Raw genomic sequence first — 19,671 nt, 5'->3', positions numbered from 1 at the left:
GAGTTTGCTCCGGTGAGATCGCATAAAGGAGGAACGCATGGCTAATCCAACCGTTATCAAGCTACAGGATGGCAACGTAATGCCACAACTGGGCCTGGGAGTCTGGAAGGCAAGCAACGAGGAAGCAATTTCCGCCATTCATAAGGCGCTGGAAGTGGGATATCGCTCCATTGATACCGCTGCGGCGTACAAGAATGAAGAAGGCGTCGGAAAAGCGTTAAAAGATGCCGGTATCGACCGGGAAGAGCTGTTTATTACCACCAAACTGTGGAATGACGATCAGAAACGCCCTCGAGAAGCCTTGCAGGAAAGCCTGGATAAGCTCCAGTTGGATCACCTCGATCTCTATCTGATGCACTGGCCCGTTCCGGCTATCGACCATTATGTTGACGCCTGGGAAGGGATGATTGAACTGCAAAGAGAGGGGCTGGTGAAAAGCATCGGCGTGTGTAACTTCCAGGTAAACCACCTCCAGCGTCTGATCGATGAAACCGGCGTTACACCGGTGATCAACCAGATCGAATTGCATCCGCTGATGCAACAGCGTCAGCTGCATGCCTGGAATGCGACGCACAAGATCCAGACCGAGTCCTGGAGCCCGCTGGCGCAAGGCGGCGCAGGCGTTTTCGATCAGAAAATCATTCGCGATCTGGCGGATAAGTACGGTAAATCTCCGGCGCAAATTGTGATCCGCTGGCATCTGGATAACGGGCTGGTGGTGATCCCTAAATCCGTCACCCCTTCACGTATTGCGGAAAACTTCGACGTCTGGGATTTCCGTCTCGACAAAGACGAATTAAGCGAAGTGGCCAAACTTGACCAGGGTAAACGCCTGGGGCCGGACCCGGATCAGTTCGGCGGCTAACCTTCCTTTCCGGCCCGACATTTCTGTCGGGCTTTTTGACTACCAGGCGGGTTTGGTAGAAAGTGTTGAGTCGGTACGACGCGAATTGTGAACTCAGCAACGGAGAAAAGGAATGAGCTGTATTTTTTGCCAAATCGTTGAGGGTAAAGCCCCCTGCCATAAGATCTGGGAAGACGAGCATCATCTGGCCTTCCTCTCCATCTTCCCGAACACCGACGGTTTTACGGTGGTGATCCCGAAGAAGCATTATCCCAGCTATGCGTTCGACTTGCCGCCGCAGGCGCTGGCCGATCTGATGCTTGCCACCCAAAAAGTGGCGAAAAAGCTGGATAACGCCTTCCCGGACGTGGGACGTACGGGAATGTTTTTTGAAGGATTTGGCGTGGATCATGTGCACAGCAAGCTCAGCCCCATGCACGGTACCGCTAACCTGAGCGAATGGAAGCCTATTGAATCGCGGCAGGCGAAATTCTTTGAACAGTACGAAGGCTATTTGTCATCGCATGACCACGAGCGGGCGGATGACGAAAAACTGGCGGCGCTGGCCGCCAGAATTCGTGAAGCGAACGCATAATCCGTCCGTTTGCCGGATAGCGGTGCAAGCACCTTATCCGGCAAACAGCTAACGGGTTTAACGTCCGGCTACCTTGCTGCGTTTTTTATTGCTTGCAGGCGTCTGACGCTGATGCGCCACTGGCGTATGCTTAGTCAACGCCGGGCGCGTATTGCGGTTCTGACGACGGGCTTCACGCATCTCGTCCAGCGTAGGCGCCGGAACCAGACACTCGCGACGACTGCCAATCAGATGCTTTTTCCCCATCTCTTCCAGCGCCTGGCGAATCAGCGGCCAGTTCGCCGGATCGTGGTAACGCAGCAGCGCTTTATGCAGACGACGCTGTTTGTCGCCTCTCGGCACCACCACGTCTTCACTCTTATAGCCAATTTTACCCAGCGGGTTTTTCCCGGTGTAATACATGGTCGTCGAGTTCGCCAGCGGCGACGGATAGAAGTTCTGCACCTGATCCAGACGGAAGCGATGGCGTTTCAACCACAGCGCCAGATTCACCATATCTTCGTCCCGCGTACCGGGGTGCGCAGAGATAAAATACGGGATCAGGTACTGCTCTTTCCCGGCCTGTTTTGAGTAAAGGTCGAACAGTTCTTTGAAGCGATCATAGCTGCCCATGCCCGGCTTCATCATCTTCGACAGCGGCCCTTCTTCGGTATGCTCTGGCGCAATCTTCAGATAGCCGCCCACATGATGACTCGCCAGCTCTTTGATATAACGCGGATCTTCAACGGCAATGTCGTAACGCACGCCGGAGGCGATCAGGATCTTCTTGATGCCTTTCAGATCGCGGGCGCGGCGATAGAGGTTGATCGTCGGCTCATGGTTGGTATCCATATGCGAGCAGATATCCGGGTACACGCACGACAGGCGGCGGCAGGTTTGTTCCGCGCGCGGCGACTTACAGCGCAGCATATACATGTTGGCCGTCGGCCCGCCGAGATCGGAAATTACGCCGGTAAAGCCCGGTACGGTATCGCGGATCGCTTCGATCTCATTGATGATCGAATCTTCTGAACGGCTCTGAATAATGCGGCCTTCGTGTTCGGTAATCGAGCAGAACGAGCAGCCGCCGAAACACCCGCGCATGATGTTAATCGAGAAGCGGATCATTTCGTAAGCCGGAATGCGGCTGTCACCGTATGCCGGATGCGGCACGCGCTTATACGGCAGCGCAAAAACGCTGTCCATCTCTTCGGTAGAGAGCGGAATGGCGGGTGGGTTGATCCAGATATAGCGATCGCCATGCTTTTGCATCAGCGCACGCGCGCAGCCAGGGTTGGTTTCGTGATGCAGAATACGCGACGCGTGCGCATACAATACCTTATCGCCCTTCACCTTCTCAAAGGAGGGCAGCAGCACGTAGGTTTTCTCCCACGGCTTCGGACGCGGCGGCTGAACGGTCACGGCTTTGGCTTCCTGCTTTTTCGGCGCAACCGGTTTGTTATCCGCGCACGGCAGATCTTCGCCATACGGATGGGGGATCGGATCAATTTTCCCTGGCGTATCCAGACGCGTGGAATCAACCCCACTCCAGCCCGGCAGGGCTTCTTTAACAATAATCGCGGTGTTACGCACATCGCGGATCTGGCCGATCGGCTCCCCCATTGCCAGGCGGTGCGCAACTTCAACCAGCGGGCGCTCGCCGTTGCCGAACATCAGCATATCGGCTTTCGCATCCACCAGCACCGAGCGGCGTACGGTATCAGACCAGTAATCATAGTGCGCGGTACGACGCAGGCTGGCTTCAATACCGCCGAGGATCACCGGCACGTCTTTCCAGGCCTCTTTACAGCGCTGGGTATAGACCAGCGTCGCACGATCCGGGCGCTTGCCCGCCACGTTATCCGGCGTATAGGCGTCGTCATGGCGCAGTCGGCGATCGGCGGTATAACGGTTGATCATCGAGTCCATGTTGCCCGCTGTGACGCCGAAAAACAGATTCGGTTTCCCCAGACGCATAAAATCATCTTTGCTGTTCCAGTCCGGCTGGGCAATGATGCCAACACGGAAACCCTGCGCTTCCAGCATACGACCGCAAATCGCCATCCCAAAGCTCGGATGATCGACATACGCATCACCGGTAACCAGAATAATGTCGCAGCTATCCCAGCCAAGTTGATCCATTTCGTCGCGTGACATCGGCAAAAAAGGCGCGGGACCAAAACAGGCCGCCCAGTATTGAGGCCAGGAGAAAAGATCTCTGTCTGGCTGGATCAGGGATATTGCGCTCATAATGCTTCCAAAAAAATGGTAAAAAAATAATCAAAGGCCGGGGATTATATGCCGGAACGAAAGAGAAAGGTATTCACTTCTCGCCCTTGCGGGCGAGGGAAGATTTACGGCGCCGGGTTCACCAGCATTTGTCCGATAGACCCCCGGTCGGCCATTTCCAGCGTCTGGCTGTTGAAGTAGAACGGGAAGTGCGCCCAGGAAGGCTGTCCGTAATAAACCAGCAATTCCACCTGTCCGTCCACCCATACCGTATCTTTCCAGCCCCGATCTTCCGGGAACGGCATGGCGCCATTGACGTTGCGGATCAGGAAAGAGACACCCTCAATATGGAAAGGCTGCGGCATATCGGCGCGAACGGTCCAGCGCTCCCAGGAACCTTGCTGGGCGGTGATATCAATGCGGTTGACGTCCCACAATTGCCCGTTGATGCCGGGATCGTCCCCGAGGCTGATATCCCGGCTGCGAATCGGCGCGCCGCTGACAATCTCCGTGGGCAATAAACGCATCGGTAGGCTGTCAGTCACCAGCGGCAGCAGCCCGGTTGGCCGTAAGGTCAGCACCAGCGTAGAGACCAGAATGCTGGAAGGTTCAAAGAAGCCACGGATGCGATCGACAATACTGGCCGCTTCCCCGCAGGTGATCGACACCTCATCGCCATTGGTCATATCGACCAGAATTTCCCGGCGTTCACCGGGCGCCAGCGACAGTTGTTTAACGGACACCGGCGCGGGTAAAAGGCCCTGATCGCCAGAAATAACATGCAGCGCGCGACCGTCGCTCATTTGCAACTGGTAACGGCGAGAGTTCGACGCATTCAGCAAGCGCAGGCGTACCCAGCCGCGGGAAACCTCCACGTAAGGACTCTGTGCGCCGTTGACCAGCAGCGTATCGCCAACAAACCCGCCGCTGCCCGGTTCGCTGTACTCCGGCGTACCGAAATTATCCAGCCGCTTATCCTGGATAATGATCGGGAAATCATCCACGCCGTAATGATTGGGGATCGGCAGCGATTTGCTGACCTCATCCTCGATCAGCCACATCCCGGCAAGGCCGTTATAGACCTGCTGCGCGGTACGGTTTGGCGTATTGGCGTGATACCACAGCACGGCGGCGTTCTGACGAATCGGCAATACCGGCGCCCAGTCAGCGTTGGGCGACATCATCCGCGCAGGGCCGCCCATCAGCGGCCCCGGCACCTGCAATCCGCTGACGGTCATGGAGACATTTTCAGTCAGACGGTTGCTGTAGATGAGCTTAACGTCATCCCCTTTCCAGACGCGAATCGTCGGCCCCAGGTAACGCCCGTTAATCCCCCAGACGGGCGCGCGCGTACCCTGCGTAAAGGACCAGTGCGCGCGCTGCAACGTCATAAACAACGGCTGCCCGCGACGGGACTCCAGCAGCGGCGGAACGGGCAGAGGCTGCTGCTGACCGGCAGCATTAGCCTTCAGCGGAACGGCACCGGCACACAGTGCGATCCCCGAAGCCTGAATGAACTGACGCCGACTGAGTGACATATAAGCTCCATTTAAAACAGACAAAGAGTGCGCAGGAAGTCGTTTCCCACAAAAACGCGATCACACTGATTCAGACTTTGCCGGTCGCTTCGCGCTCTGCAATTTCCTGATCGAGTTCTGCAATTTTTTGTTCCATCAACGAGCGGCAATGCGCCGCCAGTTCACGAACCTGATCCTTACCAAACTGGCTGATGTCCACCGGCGGCAGCATCTCTACAATCACCAGACCGTTATTCAGTCGGTTAAGCTTAATTTTATTCGATGTATTGGAAACACACACCGGAATCACCGGAACACCGGCGGCGATAGCGGCATGAAAGGCGCCGGTTTTAAACGGCAGCAGGCCACGGCCACGGCTGCGCGTTCCTTCCGGGAACATCCAGATAGAGATACGGCGCTTTTTAAAATGGCTCACCACTTCCGCGATTGTGCCGTGCGCTTTGGCACGATTATTTCGGTCAATCAACAAGTTACCGGTTAACCAGTACAGCTGGCCAAAAAACGGGATCCAGACCAGGCTCTTTTTGCCGACCGTCACCGTAGGCGGTTGCACAATGTTGGCTGCCGTCACCATATCGTAGTTGTTCTGATGGTTAGCGATATAGATAGCGTTGCCATAGCTTTCGGCATCAGCAGGCTTACGGCACTCCACCTTCAGGCCATAAAGCGGCGCCAGACGGCCAAACATATGGCCAAACGTCGCGACGTGCTTCGGGTTACGCGGGCTGAAAAGGCAGTAGATCGAACCGAAAATGCAGACAAGAATGCAGTAAATAACGGTAATGATTAGACGAAAGATATATAGCATAACAACCTCTGAAGGCCTAAGAGCGTCGCATTCTACGTCACCTGATATCAGGTTAGGGCTTTGTTAAGAGCGGCTCTCTGGAAAAGCGTATTGTTAATCGCAATGCGCGAATAAACAACGGTTTTACGGGAAATTTTATTGTTAATCCGGCCTGACAGCATCGTTAAAACCGCAGGCCGGACAAGGCGTTTACGCCGCCATCCGGCACAATGAGATGGCCTGATGGCGCTTAAAATCGCCTTATTCTTCGCTGTCGCCGTCGCGGGCGCGTCGTGGCGAGTCAATCTCAATACGATCGATGCGCTGCAAACCGCGCATCAGCGTACCGCGACGACCGCGCTCGCCGGTCACTTTTTGCAGCTCTTCAGGGCGCAGTTTGATTTTGCGCTTGCCGACATGAATCGTGAGCGTGCTTTGCGGCGGCAGAACGTAGAGCTGGGCCAGCGCATCGTCGCCTCTGGCCGCTTCCGCAGACGGAATGTTGATGATTTTGTTCCCTTTCCCCTTCGACAACTGCGGCAGATCGCTGACCGGGAACATCAACATACGCCCGGCGGAGGTGATCGCCAGCAGCATATCGGTTTCATCTTCAATCACCACCGGCGGCATAACGTGCGCGTTTTCCGGCAACGTGATCAGCGCTTTACCCGCGCGGTTGCGGGCGACCAGATCGTTAAAGGTACAGACGAAACCATAGCCGGCGTCCGAGGCCATCAGCAGTTTCTGCTCATCCCCTTCCATCAGCATATGCTCTACGGTCGCGCCCGGCGGCAGCGTCAGCTTACCGGTCAACGGCTCACCCTGACCACGCGCCGACGGCAGCGTAATCGGGTCGATGGCGTAGCTGCGCCCGGTCGTGTCGATAAACACCACCGGCTGGTTGCTCTTGCCTTTCGCCGAGGCTTTCCAGCTGTCGCCCGATTTATAGTTCAGACCCTGCGCGTCAATATCATGGCCTTTGGCGCTACGCACCCAGCCCATCTGCGACAGCACGATCGTCACCGGTTCAGACGGCAGCATGTCATGCTCGCTCATCGCTTTAGCTTCTTCACGCTCGCGCAGTGGGGAGCGGCGATCGTCGCCATACGCGTCTGAATCCGCCTGCAACTCTTTCTTCAGCAGGGTGTTCATTTTGCGCTCGGAGGCCAGAATGCCCTGCAATTGATCGCGCTCTTTCGCCAGCTCATCCTGCTCGCCGCGAATCTTCATCTCTTCCAGTTTGGCGAGATGGCGCAGTTTCAGTTCGAGGATGGCTTCGGCCTGGGTTTCCGTGATGCCAAAACGCGACATCAGCGCCGGTTTCGGTTCATCCTCATGGCGGATTATCTCAATCACTTCGTCGATATTGAGAAACGCCACCAGCAAACCTTCCAGAATATGCAGGCGCTTGAGGACTTTCTCCAGACGATAGTTCAGGCGGCGGCGCACGGTATCGCGACGGAACGCCAGCCATTCGGTCAGGATCTCCAGCAGGTTTTTCACCGCCGGGCGACCGTCCAGACCGATCATGTTCAGGTTGATGCGGTAGCTCTTTTCCAGGTCCGTGGTCGCAAACAGGTGGTTCATCACCTGCTCCATATCCACGCGGTTGGAACGCGGCACGATCACCAGACGGGTCGGGTTTTCGTGATCGGACTCGTCGCGCAGATCGTCAACCATCGGCAGCTTTTTGTTCCGCATCTGGGCAGCGATCTGCTCCAGTACGCGAGCGCCGGACACCTGGTGCGGCAGCGCGGTAATCACCACCGCGCCATCTTCTTTTTTCCATACCGCGCGCATACGCACGGAGCCGCGACCATTTTCGTAAATCTTACGGATTTCCGCACGGGAAGTGATGATTTCCGCTTCGGTCGGGTAGTCCGGCCCCTGCACGATATCCAGCACCTGCTCAAGCGTTGTTTTCGGCTGCTCAATCAGGGTGATCGCGGCTTTCGCCACTTCGCGCAGGTTATGCGGCGGAATGTCTGTCGCCATCCCAACGGCGATGCCGGTGGTGCCGTTGAGCAGAATATTGGGCAGACGCGCAGGCAGCATCTTCGGCTCTTGCAGGGTGCCATCAAAGTTCGGCACCCAGTCCGCCGTCCCCTGACCGAGTTCACTCAGCAGGACTTCCGCGTATTTCGACAGGCGGGATTCGGTATAACGCATCGCCGCGAAGGATTTCGGATCGTCCGGCGCGCCCCAGTTCCCCTGCCCGTCAACCAGCGGGTAACGGTAAGAGAACGGCTGCGCCATCAGCACCATCGCTTCATAACAGGCGCTGTCGCCGTGCGGATGGTATTTACCCAGCACGTCGCCGACGGTACGGGCGGATTTTTTAAATTTGGCGCTGGCGTTCAGCCCCAGTTCAGACATCGCGTACACGATGCGACGCTGAACCGGCTTCAGTCCGTCACCAATAAACGGCAACGCCCTGTCCATGATGACGTACATGGAGTAGTTCAGATAGGCGTTTTCCGTGAATTCATGCAGCGCAAGGCGCTCTGCCATATCGCTCATTAATCGTGGTTCCTCAACTGTTAGCCTGAACAATAACCCAGTATCCGTCAGGCAATATTGCCGCAGATACTACCTTATCTGGCGCGTTGAGTCACAAAGAAAAAGGGCCACGAGTGCGGCCCTGATGGGGTTTATTTGGCGACTTTGGTGATTTGCTTCACGTCGATTTCAACGGAATTCCAGTCTTTATCCACTTCGCCCTGGATTTCAACCAGGTCCTGCGGCGTTACGGTAACGCCGTTCCAGCGTTTGTGGTCGATATCGACATTCACCGTCCCGGTGGCGTCCTTGAACAGATACAGATCGTCGGAGATACGCTCAACGATGTTACCGCGCAGGGTGACCCAGGCGTCATCACGCATTGATTTCGCGCTTTCTACGGTCGTATTACTCCCGTTCGGGCCAACAAACCCGCCGCCCTGACTTTGCGTCGCCGTCGGGCCAGAAAATCCACCTTGCTGAGCCGCCAGAACCGGAGCGGAACACAACGCCATTACGGCAACCATTGCAGCCAATTTTTTCATGACTCTCTCTCCCTTTTTACGCTGTTTCGTCTCAATTAAATAAGGTAATCCTTAACAACTTCTTAAGGCAAAAAAAGATACTTTTTTTTCTGTACAACGCGCGCCACGACAGGGTTTACTGGCGAGAGAAAGAGTCACCGCAGGGATGAACATATGCGTATTTTACTGGTAGAAGATGACGCGCTGATTGGCGACGGCATCAAGGCGGGTTTAAGCAAAATGGGATTCAGCGTCGACTGGTTCACCGAAGGTCGTCAGGGTAAAGAAGCGCTCTACAGCGCGCCTTATGATGCGGTGATCCTCGACCTTACGCTACCGGGGATGGACGGGCGGGATATCCTGCGCGAATGGCGTGAACAGGGAAAACGCGAACCCGTACTGATTCTGACGGCGCGCGATGCGCTGGCGGAACGCGTGGAGGGGCTGCGTCTGGGAGCGGACGACTATCTGTGCAAACCTTTCGCGCTGATTGAAGTCGCCGCCCGCCTGGAAGCGCTGTTACGCCGCGCTAACGGCCAGGTGAGCAACGAACTGCGCCACGGCCAGGTTACGCTCAATCCCGGTAATCTGGTCGCGACGCTGGCAGGCGATCCGCTGCCCCTGAAGCCGAAAGAGTTTGCCCTGCTGGAGCTGCTGATGCGCAACGTCGGGCGCGTGTTGCCGCGTAAGCTCATCGAAGAGAAGCTGTATACCTGGGACGAAGATGTCTCCAGCAATACCATTGAGGTACATGTTCATCATTTACGCCGTAAGCTGGGCAGTGATTTTATCCGCACCGTACACGGGATCGGCTACACCCTGGGCAACCCATGAAACTCACACAACGTCTCAGCCTGCGCGTCAGGCTCACGCTTATTTTTCTGATCCTGGCCGCCATCACCTGGGTGGCCTCCAGCTTCGTGGCCTGGAAACAGACGACCGACAACGTCGACGAGCTGTTTGATACCCAGCTCATGCTGTTTGCGAAGCGCCTTATTACTCTGGATGTCAACGAAATCTCGGCGCCTGAACGGATGGCGCAGACGCCGAAAAAATTGAAGCATGGTCATGTCGATGACGATGTGCTGGCCTTTGCGGTGTATACCGCCGACGGCAGAATGGTGCTGAACGATGGCGATAATGGCCGGGATATTCCCTACAGCTACCGTCGGGAAGGTTTTGATGACGGATACCTGAATGGCGATGATGATAAATGGCGTTTTGTCTGGCTGACCTCTGCGGATGGCAAGTACCGTATCGTCGTCGCTCAGGAGCTGGAGTACCGCGAGGATATGGCGCTGGCGATTGTCACCGCGCAGCTAACGCCGTGGCTGATCGCGCTTCCGCTGATGCTGCTCATCCTGATTGTACTGCTTAGCCGGGAACTCAGGCCGCTGAAAAAGCTCGCCCAGGCGCTGCGTTTGCGCTCCCCGGAATCGGAAGAGCCGCTTGACGATAAGGGTGTGCCAAGTGAGGTTCGTCCGTTAGTCGGCGCGCTCAACCAGTTATTTGCCCGTACGCATTCGATGATGGTGCGCGAGCGGCAATTCACGTCGGACGCGGCGCATGAGTTACGCAGCCCGCTCACTGCGCTGAAAGTACAAACCGAGGTGGCGCAACTCTCGGACGACGACCCGCAGGCGCGTCAAAAAGCGCTCATGCAACTGCATACGGGGATTGAGCGCGCCACGCGCCTGGTGGACCAGCTCTTAACCCTTTCACGGCTCGACTCGCTCGATAACCTGCAAGATGTCGCGGAAGTCTCGCTGGAGGCGCTATTGCAATCCGCCGTGATGGATATCTGGCAACCGGCCCAGCAGGCGCATATTGACGTGCGTCTGCACGTTAACGCCCACAACGTCACGCGCACGGGCCAACCGCTGCTGCTCAGCCTGCTGGTGCGCAATTTGCTGGATAACGCCATTCGTTACAGCCCACAGGGCAGCGTGGTGAACGTGACGCTGAATGCCCGGTATTTTACCGTCCGGGATAATGGCCCCGGCGTTTCGCCGGCGGTGCTGGCGCGTATCGGCGAACGATTCTATCGCCCGCCAGGGCAGAGCGTCACCGGCAGTGGTCTGGGTTTGTCGATTGTCCGCCGCATCGCCTCGCTGCATGGGATGAGCGTCTCGTTTGGCAATGCGCCGGAAGGAGGCTTTGAAGCCGTAGTAACCTGGTGATCGCAAGATTATTGCGCAATGAGCAAAAGACTTTGCACATTTTGCTCATTTCACCGGGCCGCTCATCTGCGTAAAATCTGTTTCAAACGCATTCCTGAGAGGACAAATAATGAGCAACATTCTGATTATCAACGGGGCGAAAAAATTTGCGCACTCCAATGGTCAGTTGAACGACACCCTGACCGAAGTGGCGGATGGCCTTCTGCGCGACCTCGGGCATGATGTCAAAATCGTCCGCGCTGAAAGTGATTACGATGTCAAAGCCGAAGTCCAGCACTTCGTCTGGGCTGACGTGGTTATCTGGCAGATGCCTGGCTGGTGGATGGGCGCGCCGTGGACCGTAAAAAAATACATGGATGACGTCTTTACCGAAGGCCACGGTACGCTGTACGCCAGCGATGGCCGCACCCGTTCGGACGCGTCAAAAAAATACGGCTCCGGCGGTCTGATTCAGGGGAAAAAATACATGCTTTCTCTGACCTGGAACGCACCGATGGAGGCTTTCACCGACAACGATCAGTTCTTCCACGGCGTTGGCGTGGATGGCGTATACCTGCCGTTCCACAAGGCCAATCAGTTCCTCGGAATGGAAGCGCTGCCGACCTTTATCACCAATGACGTCATCAAAATGCCGGATGTCCCGCGTTATATCGCAGAATATCGCAAGCATCTGAGCGAGATTTTTGGTTAACTAGTAGCCTGGAATTAGAAGGAGTTAACCATGCTTACTGTCATTGCTGAAATCCGTACCCGTCCAGGTCAACATCACCGTCAGGCGGTACTGGATCAGTTTGCCAAAATCATTCCGACCGTGCTGAAAGAAGAGGGTTGCCACGGCTACGCGCCGATGGTCGATCACGCTGCGGGCGTGGCCTTTCAGACGACCGCACCTGACTCAATCGTGATGGTTGAACAGTGGGAAAGCGTTGCGCATCTCGAAGCGCATTTGCAAACCCCACATATGAAAGCCTACGCCGAAGCCGTTAAAGGCGACGTGCTGGAAACAAGTATCCGTATTCTGGAGTCAGGCGTTTAAGTTTTGCGCTAAATGCCGGATGGCGCTTCGCTTATCCGGCCTACAGCACGACAGCGCATTCCCTGAATGTAGGCCCGGTAAGCGCAGTGCCACCGGGCAATTCCTGGCAATATGGTTACCAGTACAGCTTCCAGCACTGGGTAAAACGCGTTAACGCTTCCACGTAGAAATAATCCCCCCAGCTAGCACACTCATCGACCCCTTTGTTGCTCGAAAGGTGGTACACCGAATGTTTCAACAGCCCGTTCCCCTTCTCATTTTTCGCCATCAGATAGCCCTTCGTTAGCGATGACATGATTCCCATCGCCCACTGCTGATAACGCTCACGATCCGGATCGGTCACGGGCAGGTGTTTGATCAACTCCAGCAGGCCACACACGGCAATCGCCGCCGACGAGGCGTCACGCAGCGCGTCTGTCCCCACCAGCGCCAGATCCCAATGGCAGACCGCGTCTTCCGGCAGGCGATTAAGGAAATAGTTCGCCAGCTTTTTCGACAGCGCCACCATCTCTTTGTCGCCCGTATAGATATAGCTCAGCAGGAAGCCATAAATCCCCCACGCCTGACCGCGCGACCAACATGAATCATCCGCATAACCCTGCTGGGTGTTGCCGTAACGCGGCGCGCCGGTTTTCACATCCATGTAGTAAGTATGGAAAGTGGATGCATCTTCACGAATCAGGTATTTCGCGGCCTGCGCCACATGGGCTTTTGCCGCCTCGGCAAAACGCGGATCGCCCGTCTGCTCGCTCGCCCAGTACAGCAGCGGCAGGTTCATGTTGCAGTCGATGATCATCCGCCCGGCCTGTTCGGGATCGTTAAGATCGCCCCACGCCTGGATAATCTGCGCCTTTTCATGGAAACGCTCCAGTAGCGCTTCTGCCGCCATCAGCGAAAAACCACGCGCATCGCGGTTGCCCGTCAGTCGCCAGGCTGCGACGCAGGACAGGGTATAAAGGAACCCCAGATCGTGGGTGTTGGTGTCGTGGCGTCCGGCAATACGCAGGCCAAAAGAACGCACATGTTTTTCCGCCAGTTCACGATATTTCGCCTCGCCGCTCATCTCCCACGCCAGCCACAGTTGCCCGGTCCAGAAGCTGGTGGTCCACTCAACGTTGTCAGTTAACGGGTAATAACCTTTAACGCAGGTTTCGGCAGGAAATTTTTCACCGAATTCCGTTAAATGACGGCTAATCAGTTCGAGGACGTGTTCACGCGCGCCGATCATTTCATCCTGAAAAGTTCCGGCGTCAACCGGGCTGCCAGGAAATGCGCGCAACGTTTCCTCAACGATATGATTTAACATATTTCGGTTCCTTCTAAATTAAACCCAATGAAATTTAATGCGCCGTATTATTTTCGGCGATCTCAATAGCGGTACGATGGCGGGATTTACTCTGACATGCCGATAAGGTAAATGCCGAAATAAGCGTAAAGGTCAGAGCAATAATCCCCATGATGATATACGTTTTCTCAAAACCAATTCGGTCATACATTAATCCGGCAGGTGAAGAGATCACCACATTGCCGACATACAGCATCGCCTGATAGCCCAATAAATACATGGTCGCATTGACGCGTTTATCAAAGTGTTCAGCAATGTATTTAAAGACCGAAACCAACAGCAGACAGATTTCCAGACCATACAGCGGCTTCAGTACGGAGATGAGCAGGTGTGAATCACACAGCCCGGAAATAATCAGACGCGCGCCAACCAGCGCCCCCACAATCAACAAACCGCGTTTAGCGCCGATCGCGTTAACAAATAATGGAACCACCATATACATGACAAATTCCATTCCCGACTGCACGGTTCCCAGATAGCCAAACACCGCGTTGCCTTCATGAACGTCAGAGAAGAAAGTGACAAAGTAGCGGGAGAACTGCTGCTCTGCGATAAACATCATCCACGCCACACCGGCGACATACAGACAGAACGCCCAGAACTTACGGCTGCGCAACAGCGCGTAGACATCCGCCGGGACGATTTTCTCTTTTGTCAGCACGTCCGCTGCGTTTGCCGCATTCACATTCACTTTCAGACTCAGCAGTACCACCAGCATCACTACCGACGCCACGCTGCCCATAATGAAGTTATACGCCGGAGAGAGGTTAAACAGCAGGCCGGAAAACGACGACGCCACCGCCCACCCCAGCGAGCCCCACATACGGATTTGGCCAAACTCCATGCCGTTAAGACGGCTGAAGCGGTCAGAGTAGGATTCACAAGCCGCCACGCCAGCATACCAGGCAAAGCTCAGGTAAATCGCGCCTATAACAATGCCCAGCATGGTGTTTGAAAGCAATAATGGCTGATAAACATAAATAAAGAATGGCGCCATTAGTGCCGACATCATCACAACAAAATAGAGCAGGTATTTGCTCATGCCGATTTTATCGAGAATGTAGCCATAAATGGGCTTCAGAATGACCGCAAAAATACCGTTTACTGCAAACACCGTACCAATAACCGTGCCGCTTAGCTGTGCTTTCTGCCCCAGCCAGATGGCCAGTAAACCAATACTGGCAGACCAGGTAAAGAAATAGAGGAATATAAAGCTACTGATTTTATAATATTCAGTTCTGTTATTTGTTGAACAATTTTTCATACCATCCTCGCCAACGTGTAGGGGCCAGAGTTTTATAAAAAGAACGATAACTGGCGTGCGCTTTCTGGTTCGCGAATAACCACCTGGTTATCGTTTATTTGCAGTTGCGGAATTGCCGTATATTTTTTCTGTTGCCTGGAAGCAGAAACCGCGCAACACAGCCAGCTTTCGCCCTGTGCAATTTCTGCGGTAAGCAGTGGAATCGCGGCGCATTGTGCAAACATAATGCTGCTGTTCGGCGGCGTAATAATGCTGTCCGGCTGGCGGGCCAGCGCGGGCGACAGATCGACGATCGTGCTGCATCCGTTCTCTGCCGCCAGGTAGCATCCGCGCTCACTGAGCTGATGCGCCGCTTTCATCACCGCAAAGCCGCCTTCCACGGTTTGCAACGTTCGCGCGCTGTGGATGCGGTGCAGGCGAAGATGCCACTCGCCGAAGGGCGCCAGCCAGGTCTCGACAGTGACGTCATGCCACGGAGACCAGCGGGAAAAAATAAAATTCTCATCGACCCGCACTTCGTCGCAGCGACGGCGGCCACGGAAATAGTTGTCGCCATCCGCCAGCAGCAGCATGGAGTCGCACGCCGCATGTTTAAGGCCATAGCGTCCGCGTTCAATGGTGAAACCAAAACGGCTGGAGTAGGCAAACTTCGTGTATTTCGCTTCGGTGTTAACGTAGTTATTCAGTTCAAGCTGGCCCGAAGTCAGCATCGTGACATGGTCTGAATTCTCACTGTGCTGCAAAATTTGTGCGGCATGGGGAATAACGTGTTTTTCTGCGCATTGCGGCAGCGGGAGTTCTTCGGCCTGCCAGAAGGCGTGATCGTCCGGCAAGGCGAGGATCAAAAAAACCTTCAGCGCCCAGTAAGGGGAGCCCGGCGAGTTGTAATCTTCACACATCGCCAGGTTCGGATAAGCAAACCCCAGCGTCAGAATGCCGTCACGATCGACGATCGGGTGCTGCTGCCACCAGCGCAGATGCCGCAGGATCACCCCTTTAATCACGCCCGGCGAGAAGACATCCAGCTCAGCAAACGCCGCCGCGCTCCAGAACGCGACCATCGCAAAGCGATAGGTCAAACTGCGGCCAAACGGTACGGATGCGCCATCTGCTGCCGACATGTAGATAAAATCAGCGGCAAACAGGCGAGCGCGTTCGCGCAGGGTGGCGGCACGGGCAGCATCTTCCGGGTTCAGTGTGGCGTACAGCAGCCCGTAAAAATGAAAAGCCATCGAGATGTAGTAATCTTTTGGGCGACCGGGGCCATCGGCATACCAGCCGTCACCCAGGTAGTACGCTTCCATCATCGTAAAACGGCGGTCGATCGCCGCCTGATCGAACGGCAGCCCGGCACGTTTGAAACCCAACTGGACGATAATCGCAAAGTAGTTCCAGTTGCTGTCCGGCATTTGTGCGTCGGTGATCTGGTTTAGCCAGCGATGGAGATTCGCCAGTTCCGTTTCGCTGAACTTGTCGGTTAAACGCGTTTGCAGCAACGCCAGGCCGAGGCCGTAGGCGGCCATCTCAACCAGGCGCTGATCGTAAGGGTCGGTATCGCCCCAGTAGTGCGGACTGAGTGGATTGGTGCCGAGTTTAATCGCCTGAATATACTTATCAGCAAACGGCACCTCAGCGCCGCCAGCCATCAGAGGAAACAGACCCCATAACGCTCTGGAGAGCCCTTCCATGCAGGCGATATCCACACTGTAGTGCGCGCAGGTGTCACCCAGTGAAAACTGCGCCGCCCCTGCGGGAAACTGTTTATCCAGCGCGCTCAGCATCGTTGTGACGGCGCTGATTACGTCTTCACGGAATGACAATGGATTTGATTTTTCTTCAGTTGCCGACCACATACTCTGCCCCTCTGAATTAAGTGGCTAAAGGATAGTGAATCGCCGACAAGCGGAAATGTTATCTCAATCACACCAATAGAATTAAAATAAAACAGTGATTGAAAAAATTTAAAAACAAGGTTTATAAACCAGAATTCAGCGGCAAAAATTTAAATCTGTTGCACTATGAATGCACCCTCATCTCAGGAACATCTGGAACTGATCGCGCTCAATGACGCCATTGCGTCATTTAGTCGATTATTTGCTAACTCGGTTCGCTATCACCACTGGCATCAGTGTCTGGAGGTGCTGTATGTGGAGGAAGGATTTGGCGTAGTGATCGTCGATCACCAGCAATACACCATGCGGCCAGGTCGATTGTTCTTTTTCCCGCCCTTTACCCTGCATAAAATCATGGTGGATGAGCAGGCGCAAGACCACTACCGCCGAACCATTATTCACCTCGATCAGCATGCGGTACTGAAAGTGCTGCGCGATTTTCCGCTTAATCAACAGCGTCTGCAAAGTCTGACCGTACGTGGCGGCGAGGCCAGAGTATTCGATGTGGCGGATATTCACCCGCACGTTGATTTTCTCTTCAGCCGTTACGAAAAAATGGCAGCGCTCAAGCCGCTTAACGCCGAACAGATTTCCTGCCTGTTATTGAGTTTATTTAGCCTGTTGCCCGAAGATAACGTCAATATGACGGAGATTGGCACCGGAATAGCAAGCCAGGTGATGTTCTGGCTGGATGAGAATTACACCCGTAAATTCAGCCTCAGCGAGCTGGCAGAAGAGTCAGGAAAATCAAAAAGCTACATTTCCCGGCGCTTTCATTTTGAAACCGGTGAAAGCATCCTCAATTACCTCAATACCCTTCGGTTACGCAAAGCCTGCGAAGCGTTGTTACACAGCGAGGAGAGTGTGCGGGAGATTGCCCGACAGGTGGGGTTTTCAGACGTGACGTACTTTATTAGCGCCTTTGGCAAAGGGATTGGCGAAACGCCGTTGCAGTATCGCAAGCGGCATAGACAGTAACGCCGGATGACGCTTCGCTTATCCGGCCTACGGGCACAATGCGAGCGTAGGCCGGATAAGGCATTCAATGGTCGATTACGCGTCGAGATCCGCCATATCGCCTTTTTCCTGCAACCAGTTGCGGCGGTCTTCGGAGCGTTTCTTCGCCAGCAGCATATCCATCATGGCGTTGGTACGCTGATCGTCTTCGTCGCTGATAGTGAGCTGCACCAGGCGACGGGTGTTCGGATCGAGCGTGGTTTCGCGCAGTTGCATCGGGTTCATTTCACCCAGACCTTTAAAGCGCTGCACGTTCGGCTTGCCTTTCTTACGCTTCAACTGTTCCAGCACGCCCGCTTTCTCTTCTTCCGTCAGCGCATAGTAGACCTCTTTGCCGAGATCGATACGGTACAACGGCGGCAGCGCGACGTAGACGTGCCCGTGCTTCACCAGAGTGCGGAAGTGCTTCACAAACAGGGCGCAGAGCAGCGTGGCAATGTGCAGACCATCGGAGTCCGCATCCGCCAGGATACAGATCTTGCCGTAACGCAGCTGGCTCAGATCGTCGCTGTCTGGATCGATGCCGATCGCCACAGAAATATCGTGTACTTCCTGCGATGCCAGCACTTCATCAGAAGAGACTTCCCAGGTGTTGAGGATTTTACCTTTCAGCGGCATGATCGCCTGATATTCACGATCGCGCGCCTGCTTGGCGGAACCGCCCGCCGAGTCCCCTTCCACGAGGAACAGTTCGGTACGATTGAGATCCTGCGCGGTACAGTCCGCCAGTTTACCCGGCAGCGCCGGGCCGCTGGTCAGCTTTTTGCGCACCACTTTCTTCGCCGCGCGCAGTCGACGCTGGGCGCTGGAAATGGCCATCTCCGCCAGCAGCTCCGCAGACTGAACGTTCTGATTCAGCCACAGGCTGAAGGCGTCTTTCACCACGCCCGACACAAACGCCGCACACTGGCGCGAAGAGAGACGCTCTTTGGTCTGCCCGGCGAACTGCGGGTCCTGCATCTTCACCGAGAGCACGTAAGCGCAGCGATCCCAGATATCTTCCGCAGACAGCTTCACGCCGCGCGGCAGAATATTGCGGTATTCGCAGAATTCACGCATCGCGTCCAGCAGACCCTGGCGCAGCCCGTTCACATGAGTGCCGCCCTGCATCGTCGGAATCAGGTTAACGTAGCTTTCGGTCAGCAGCTCGCCGCCTTCCGGCAGCCACAGCAGCGCCCAGTCTACGGCTTCCGTATCACCGGCAAAATTACCGATAAACGGTTTTTCAGGAAGGGTCGGCAGGCCGTTAACCGCTTCGCCCAGATAGTCGTTCAGGCCATCCTGATAGCACCAGCGCTGCTCGCTATTGTTGACCTCATCTTTAAAGGTGATTTCAACGCCAGGGCACAGCACCGCTTTCGCTTTCAGGATATGGGTTAAGCGAGAGACGGAAAAACGCGGGCTGTCGAAAAAAGTTTCATCCGGCCAGAAGTGAACGCTGGTGCCGGTATTACGTTTACCGCATGTCCCGACAACCTGAAGATCCTGCACTTTCTCGCCGTTTTCAAAAGCGATGCTATAGACCTGGGCATCACGACGCACGGTGACTTCCACGCGTTTTGACAAGGCGTTGACGACGGAAATCCCCACCCCGTGCAGACCGCCGGAGAACTGGTAGTTCTTGTTGGAGAACTTACCGCCCGCATGCAGTCGGCAGAGGATCAGTTCAACCGCCGGAACGCCCTCTTCCGGGTGGATATCCACCGGCATCCCACGGCCATCATCAATCACTTCCAGTGACTGATCGGCATGTAAAATCACATCCACGCGTTTTGCGTGACCCGCCAGTGCTTCATCCACACTGTTATCAATCACTTCCTGCCCAAGATGGTTCGGGCGGGTTGTATCGGTGTACATCCCCGGGCGGCGGCGTACCGGCTCAAGCCCAGTGAGTACCTCAATGGCATCAGCGTTATAAGTTTGCGTCATGATTTAAATTAGC

The 19,671-nt window shown here is 55.2% G+C and carries 16 protein-coding genes; 7 read left to right on the top strand and 9 right to left on the bottom strand.

The features are described 5' to 3' along the window. Positions 1-37: 37 nt before the first annotated feature. On the top strand, positions 38-865 hold the full coding sequence (gene dkgA, locus OGV83_RS16840; protein ID WP_012135146.1) for a 2,5-didehydrogluconate reductase DkgA: 828 nt from the start codon (positions 38-40) through the stop codon (positions 863-865). Between the two features lie 112 nt (positions 866-977). Then, positions 978-1,439 (top strand): HIT family protein, encoded by a 462-nt coding sequence (locus OGV83_RS16835; RefSeq protein ID WP_012135147.1) that lies wholly within the window; start codon positions 978-980, stop codon positions 1,437-1,439. Between the two features lie 57 nt (positions 1,440-1,496). On the opposite strand, the gene OGV83_RS16830 is transcribed toward OGV83_RS16835, so the two are convergent. The 5 genes from OGV83_RS16830 to OGV83_RS16810 all read right to left on the bottom strand — a co-directional run bounded on the left by OGV83_RS16830 (position 1,497) and on the right by OGV83_RS16810 (position 9,016). Further along, positions 1,497-3,668 carry a YgiQ family radical SAM protein gene (locus OGV83_RS16830; RefSeq protein WP_012135148.1) on the bottom strand — a complete coding sequence of 724 codons (2,172 nt, stop codon included), beginning with the start codon at positions 3,666-3,668 and terminating at the stop codon, positions 1,497-1,499. Positions 3,669-3,772: 104 nt separating this feature from the next. Beyond that, positions 3,773-5,185 carry a cell division protein FtsP gene (gene ftsP / locus OGV83_RS16825; RefSeq protein ID WP_012135149.1) on the bottom strand — a complete coding sequence of 471 codons (1,413 nt, stop codon included), beginning with the start codon at positions 5,183-5,185 and terminating at the stop codon, positions 3,773-3,775. Positions 5,186-5,255: 70 nt separating this feature from the next. Next, complete coding sequence (gene plsC / locus OGV83_RS16820; RefSeq protein WP_047461176.1) at positions 5,256-5,993, bottom strand: 1-acylglycerol-3-phosphate O-acyltransferase; 738 nt, start codon at positions 5,991-5,993, stop codon at positions 5,256-5,258. Between the two features lie 240 nt (positions 5,994-6,233). After that, positions 6,234-8,492, bottom strand: a complete 2,259-nt coding sequence (gene parC, locus OGV83_RS16815) for a DNA topoisomerase IV subunit A (RefSeq protein WP_115608838.1) — start codon at positions 8,490-8,492, stop codon at positions 6,234-6,236. A 131-nt stretch (positions 8,493-8,623) separates the two neighbouring features. After that, positions 8,624-9,016: a YgiW/YdeI family stress tolerance OB fold protein gene (locus OGV83_RS16810; RefSeq protein WP_012135152.1), complete on the bottom strand. Its 393-nt coding sequence runs from the start codon at positions 9,014-9,016 to the stop codon at positions 8,624-8,626. Between the two features lie 153 nt (positions 9,017-9,169). Between OGV83_RS16810 and qseB the strand changes: the two genes are divergently transcribed. The 4 genes from qseB to OGV83_RS16790 all read left to right on the top strand — a co-directional run bounded on the left by qseB (position 9,170) and on the right by OGV83_RS16790 (position 12,211). Continuing rightward, positions 9,170-9,829, top strand: a complete 660-nt coding sequence (qseB, locus tag OGV83_RS16805) for a quorum sensing response regulator transcription factor QseB (protein WP_012135153.1) — start codon at positions 9,170-9,172, stop codon at positions 9,827-9,829. Continuing rightward, entirely contained in the window at positions 9,826-11,175 is a 1,350-nt protein-coding gene (gene qseC / locus OGV83_RS16800; protein WP_049009955.1) for a quorum sensing histidine kinase QseC, read from the top strand. The genes qseB and qseC overlap by 4 nt, the downstream gene beginning before the upstream one ends. Before the next feature lie 109 nt (positions 11,176-11,284). Continuing rightward, positions 11,285-11,866, top strand: coding sequence for an NAD(P)H-dependent oxidoreductase (locus tag OGV83_RS16795; protein WP_047461170.1), 582 nt, complete (start codon positions 11,285-11,287; stop codon positions 11,864-11,866). Between the two features lie 30 nt (positions 11,867-11,896). Next, positions 11,897-12,211 (top strand): putative quinol monooxygenase, encoded by a 315-nt coding sequence (locus tag OGV83_RS16790; protein WP_012135156.1) that lies wholly within the window; start codon positions 11,897-11,899, stop codon positions 12,209-12,211. 115 nt (positions 12,212-12,326) lie between these two features. Here OGV83_RS16790 and OGV83_RS16785 read toward each other — a convergent pair whose 3' ends face one another. Genes OGV83_RS16785 through OGV83_RS16775 form a run of 3 tightly spaced genes read right to left on the bottom strand, consistent with a single transcriptional unit; the run spans position 12,327 to position 16,673 of the window. Further along, positions 12,327-13,517: a glycoside hydrolase family 88 protein gene (locus OGV83_RS16785; RefSeq protein WP_115181102.1), complete on the bottom strand. Its 1,191-nt coding sequence runs from the start codon at positions 13,515-13,517 to the stop codon at positions 12,327-12,329. Positions 13,518-13,551: 34 nt separating this feature from the next. After that, a complete protein-coding gene (locus OGV83_RS16780) occupies positions 13,552-14,820 on the bottom strand; it encodes an oligosaccharide MFS transporter (RefSeq protein ID WP_012135158.1) in 1,269 nt (422 codons plus the stop codon). 32 nt (positions 14,821-14,852) lie between these two features. Then, the gene (locus tag OGV83_RS16775; protein WP_248623060.1) at positions 14,853-16,673 is read right to left on the bottom strand and encodes a DUF2264 domain-containing protein; all 1,821 of its coding nucleotides are present in this window, start codon (positions 16,671-16,673) and stop codon (positions 14,853-14,855) included. A gap of 165 nt (positions 16,674-16,838) precedes the next feature. Here OGV83_RS16775 and OGV83_RS16770 point away from each other — a divergent pair, with 165 nt between their 5' ends. Next, a complete protein-coding gene (locus OGV83_RS16770) occupies positions 16,839-17,690 on the top strand; it encodes a helix-turn-helix transcriptional regulator (RefSeq protein ID WP_012135160.1) in 852 nt (283 codons plus the stop codon). Positions 17,691-17,765: 75 nt separating this feature from the next. Here the strand turns inward: OGV83_RS16770 and parE are convergent, their stop codons facing one another. Beyond that, complete coding sequence (gene parE, locus OGV83_RS16765) at positions 17,766-19,658, bottom strand: DNA topoisomerase IV subunit B (RefSeq protein WP_012135161.1); 1,893 nt, start codon at positions 19,656-19,658, stop codon at positions 17,766-17,768. Between the last annotated feature and the right edge of the window lie 13 nt (positions 19,659-19,671).

The organism is Citrobacter sp. CK189 (genome assembly GCF_030333505.1).
Lineage (GTDB): Bacteria > Pseudomonadota > Gammaproteobacteria > Enterobacterales > Enterobacteriaceae > Citrobacter_B > Citrobacter_B koseri.
This window is presented reverse-complemented; position numbering and strand designations above follow the sequence as displayed.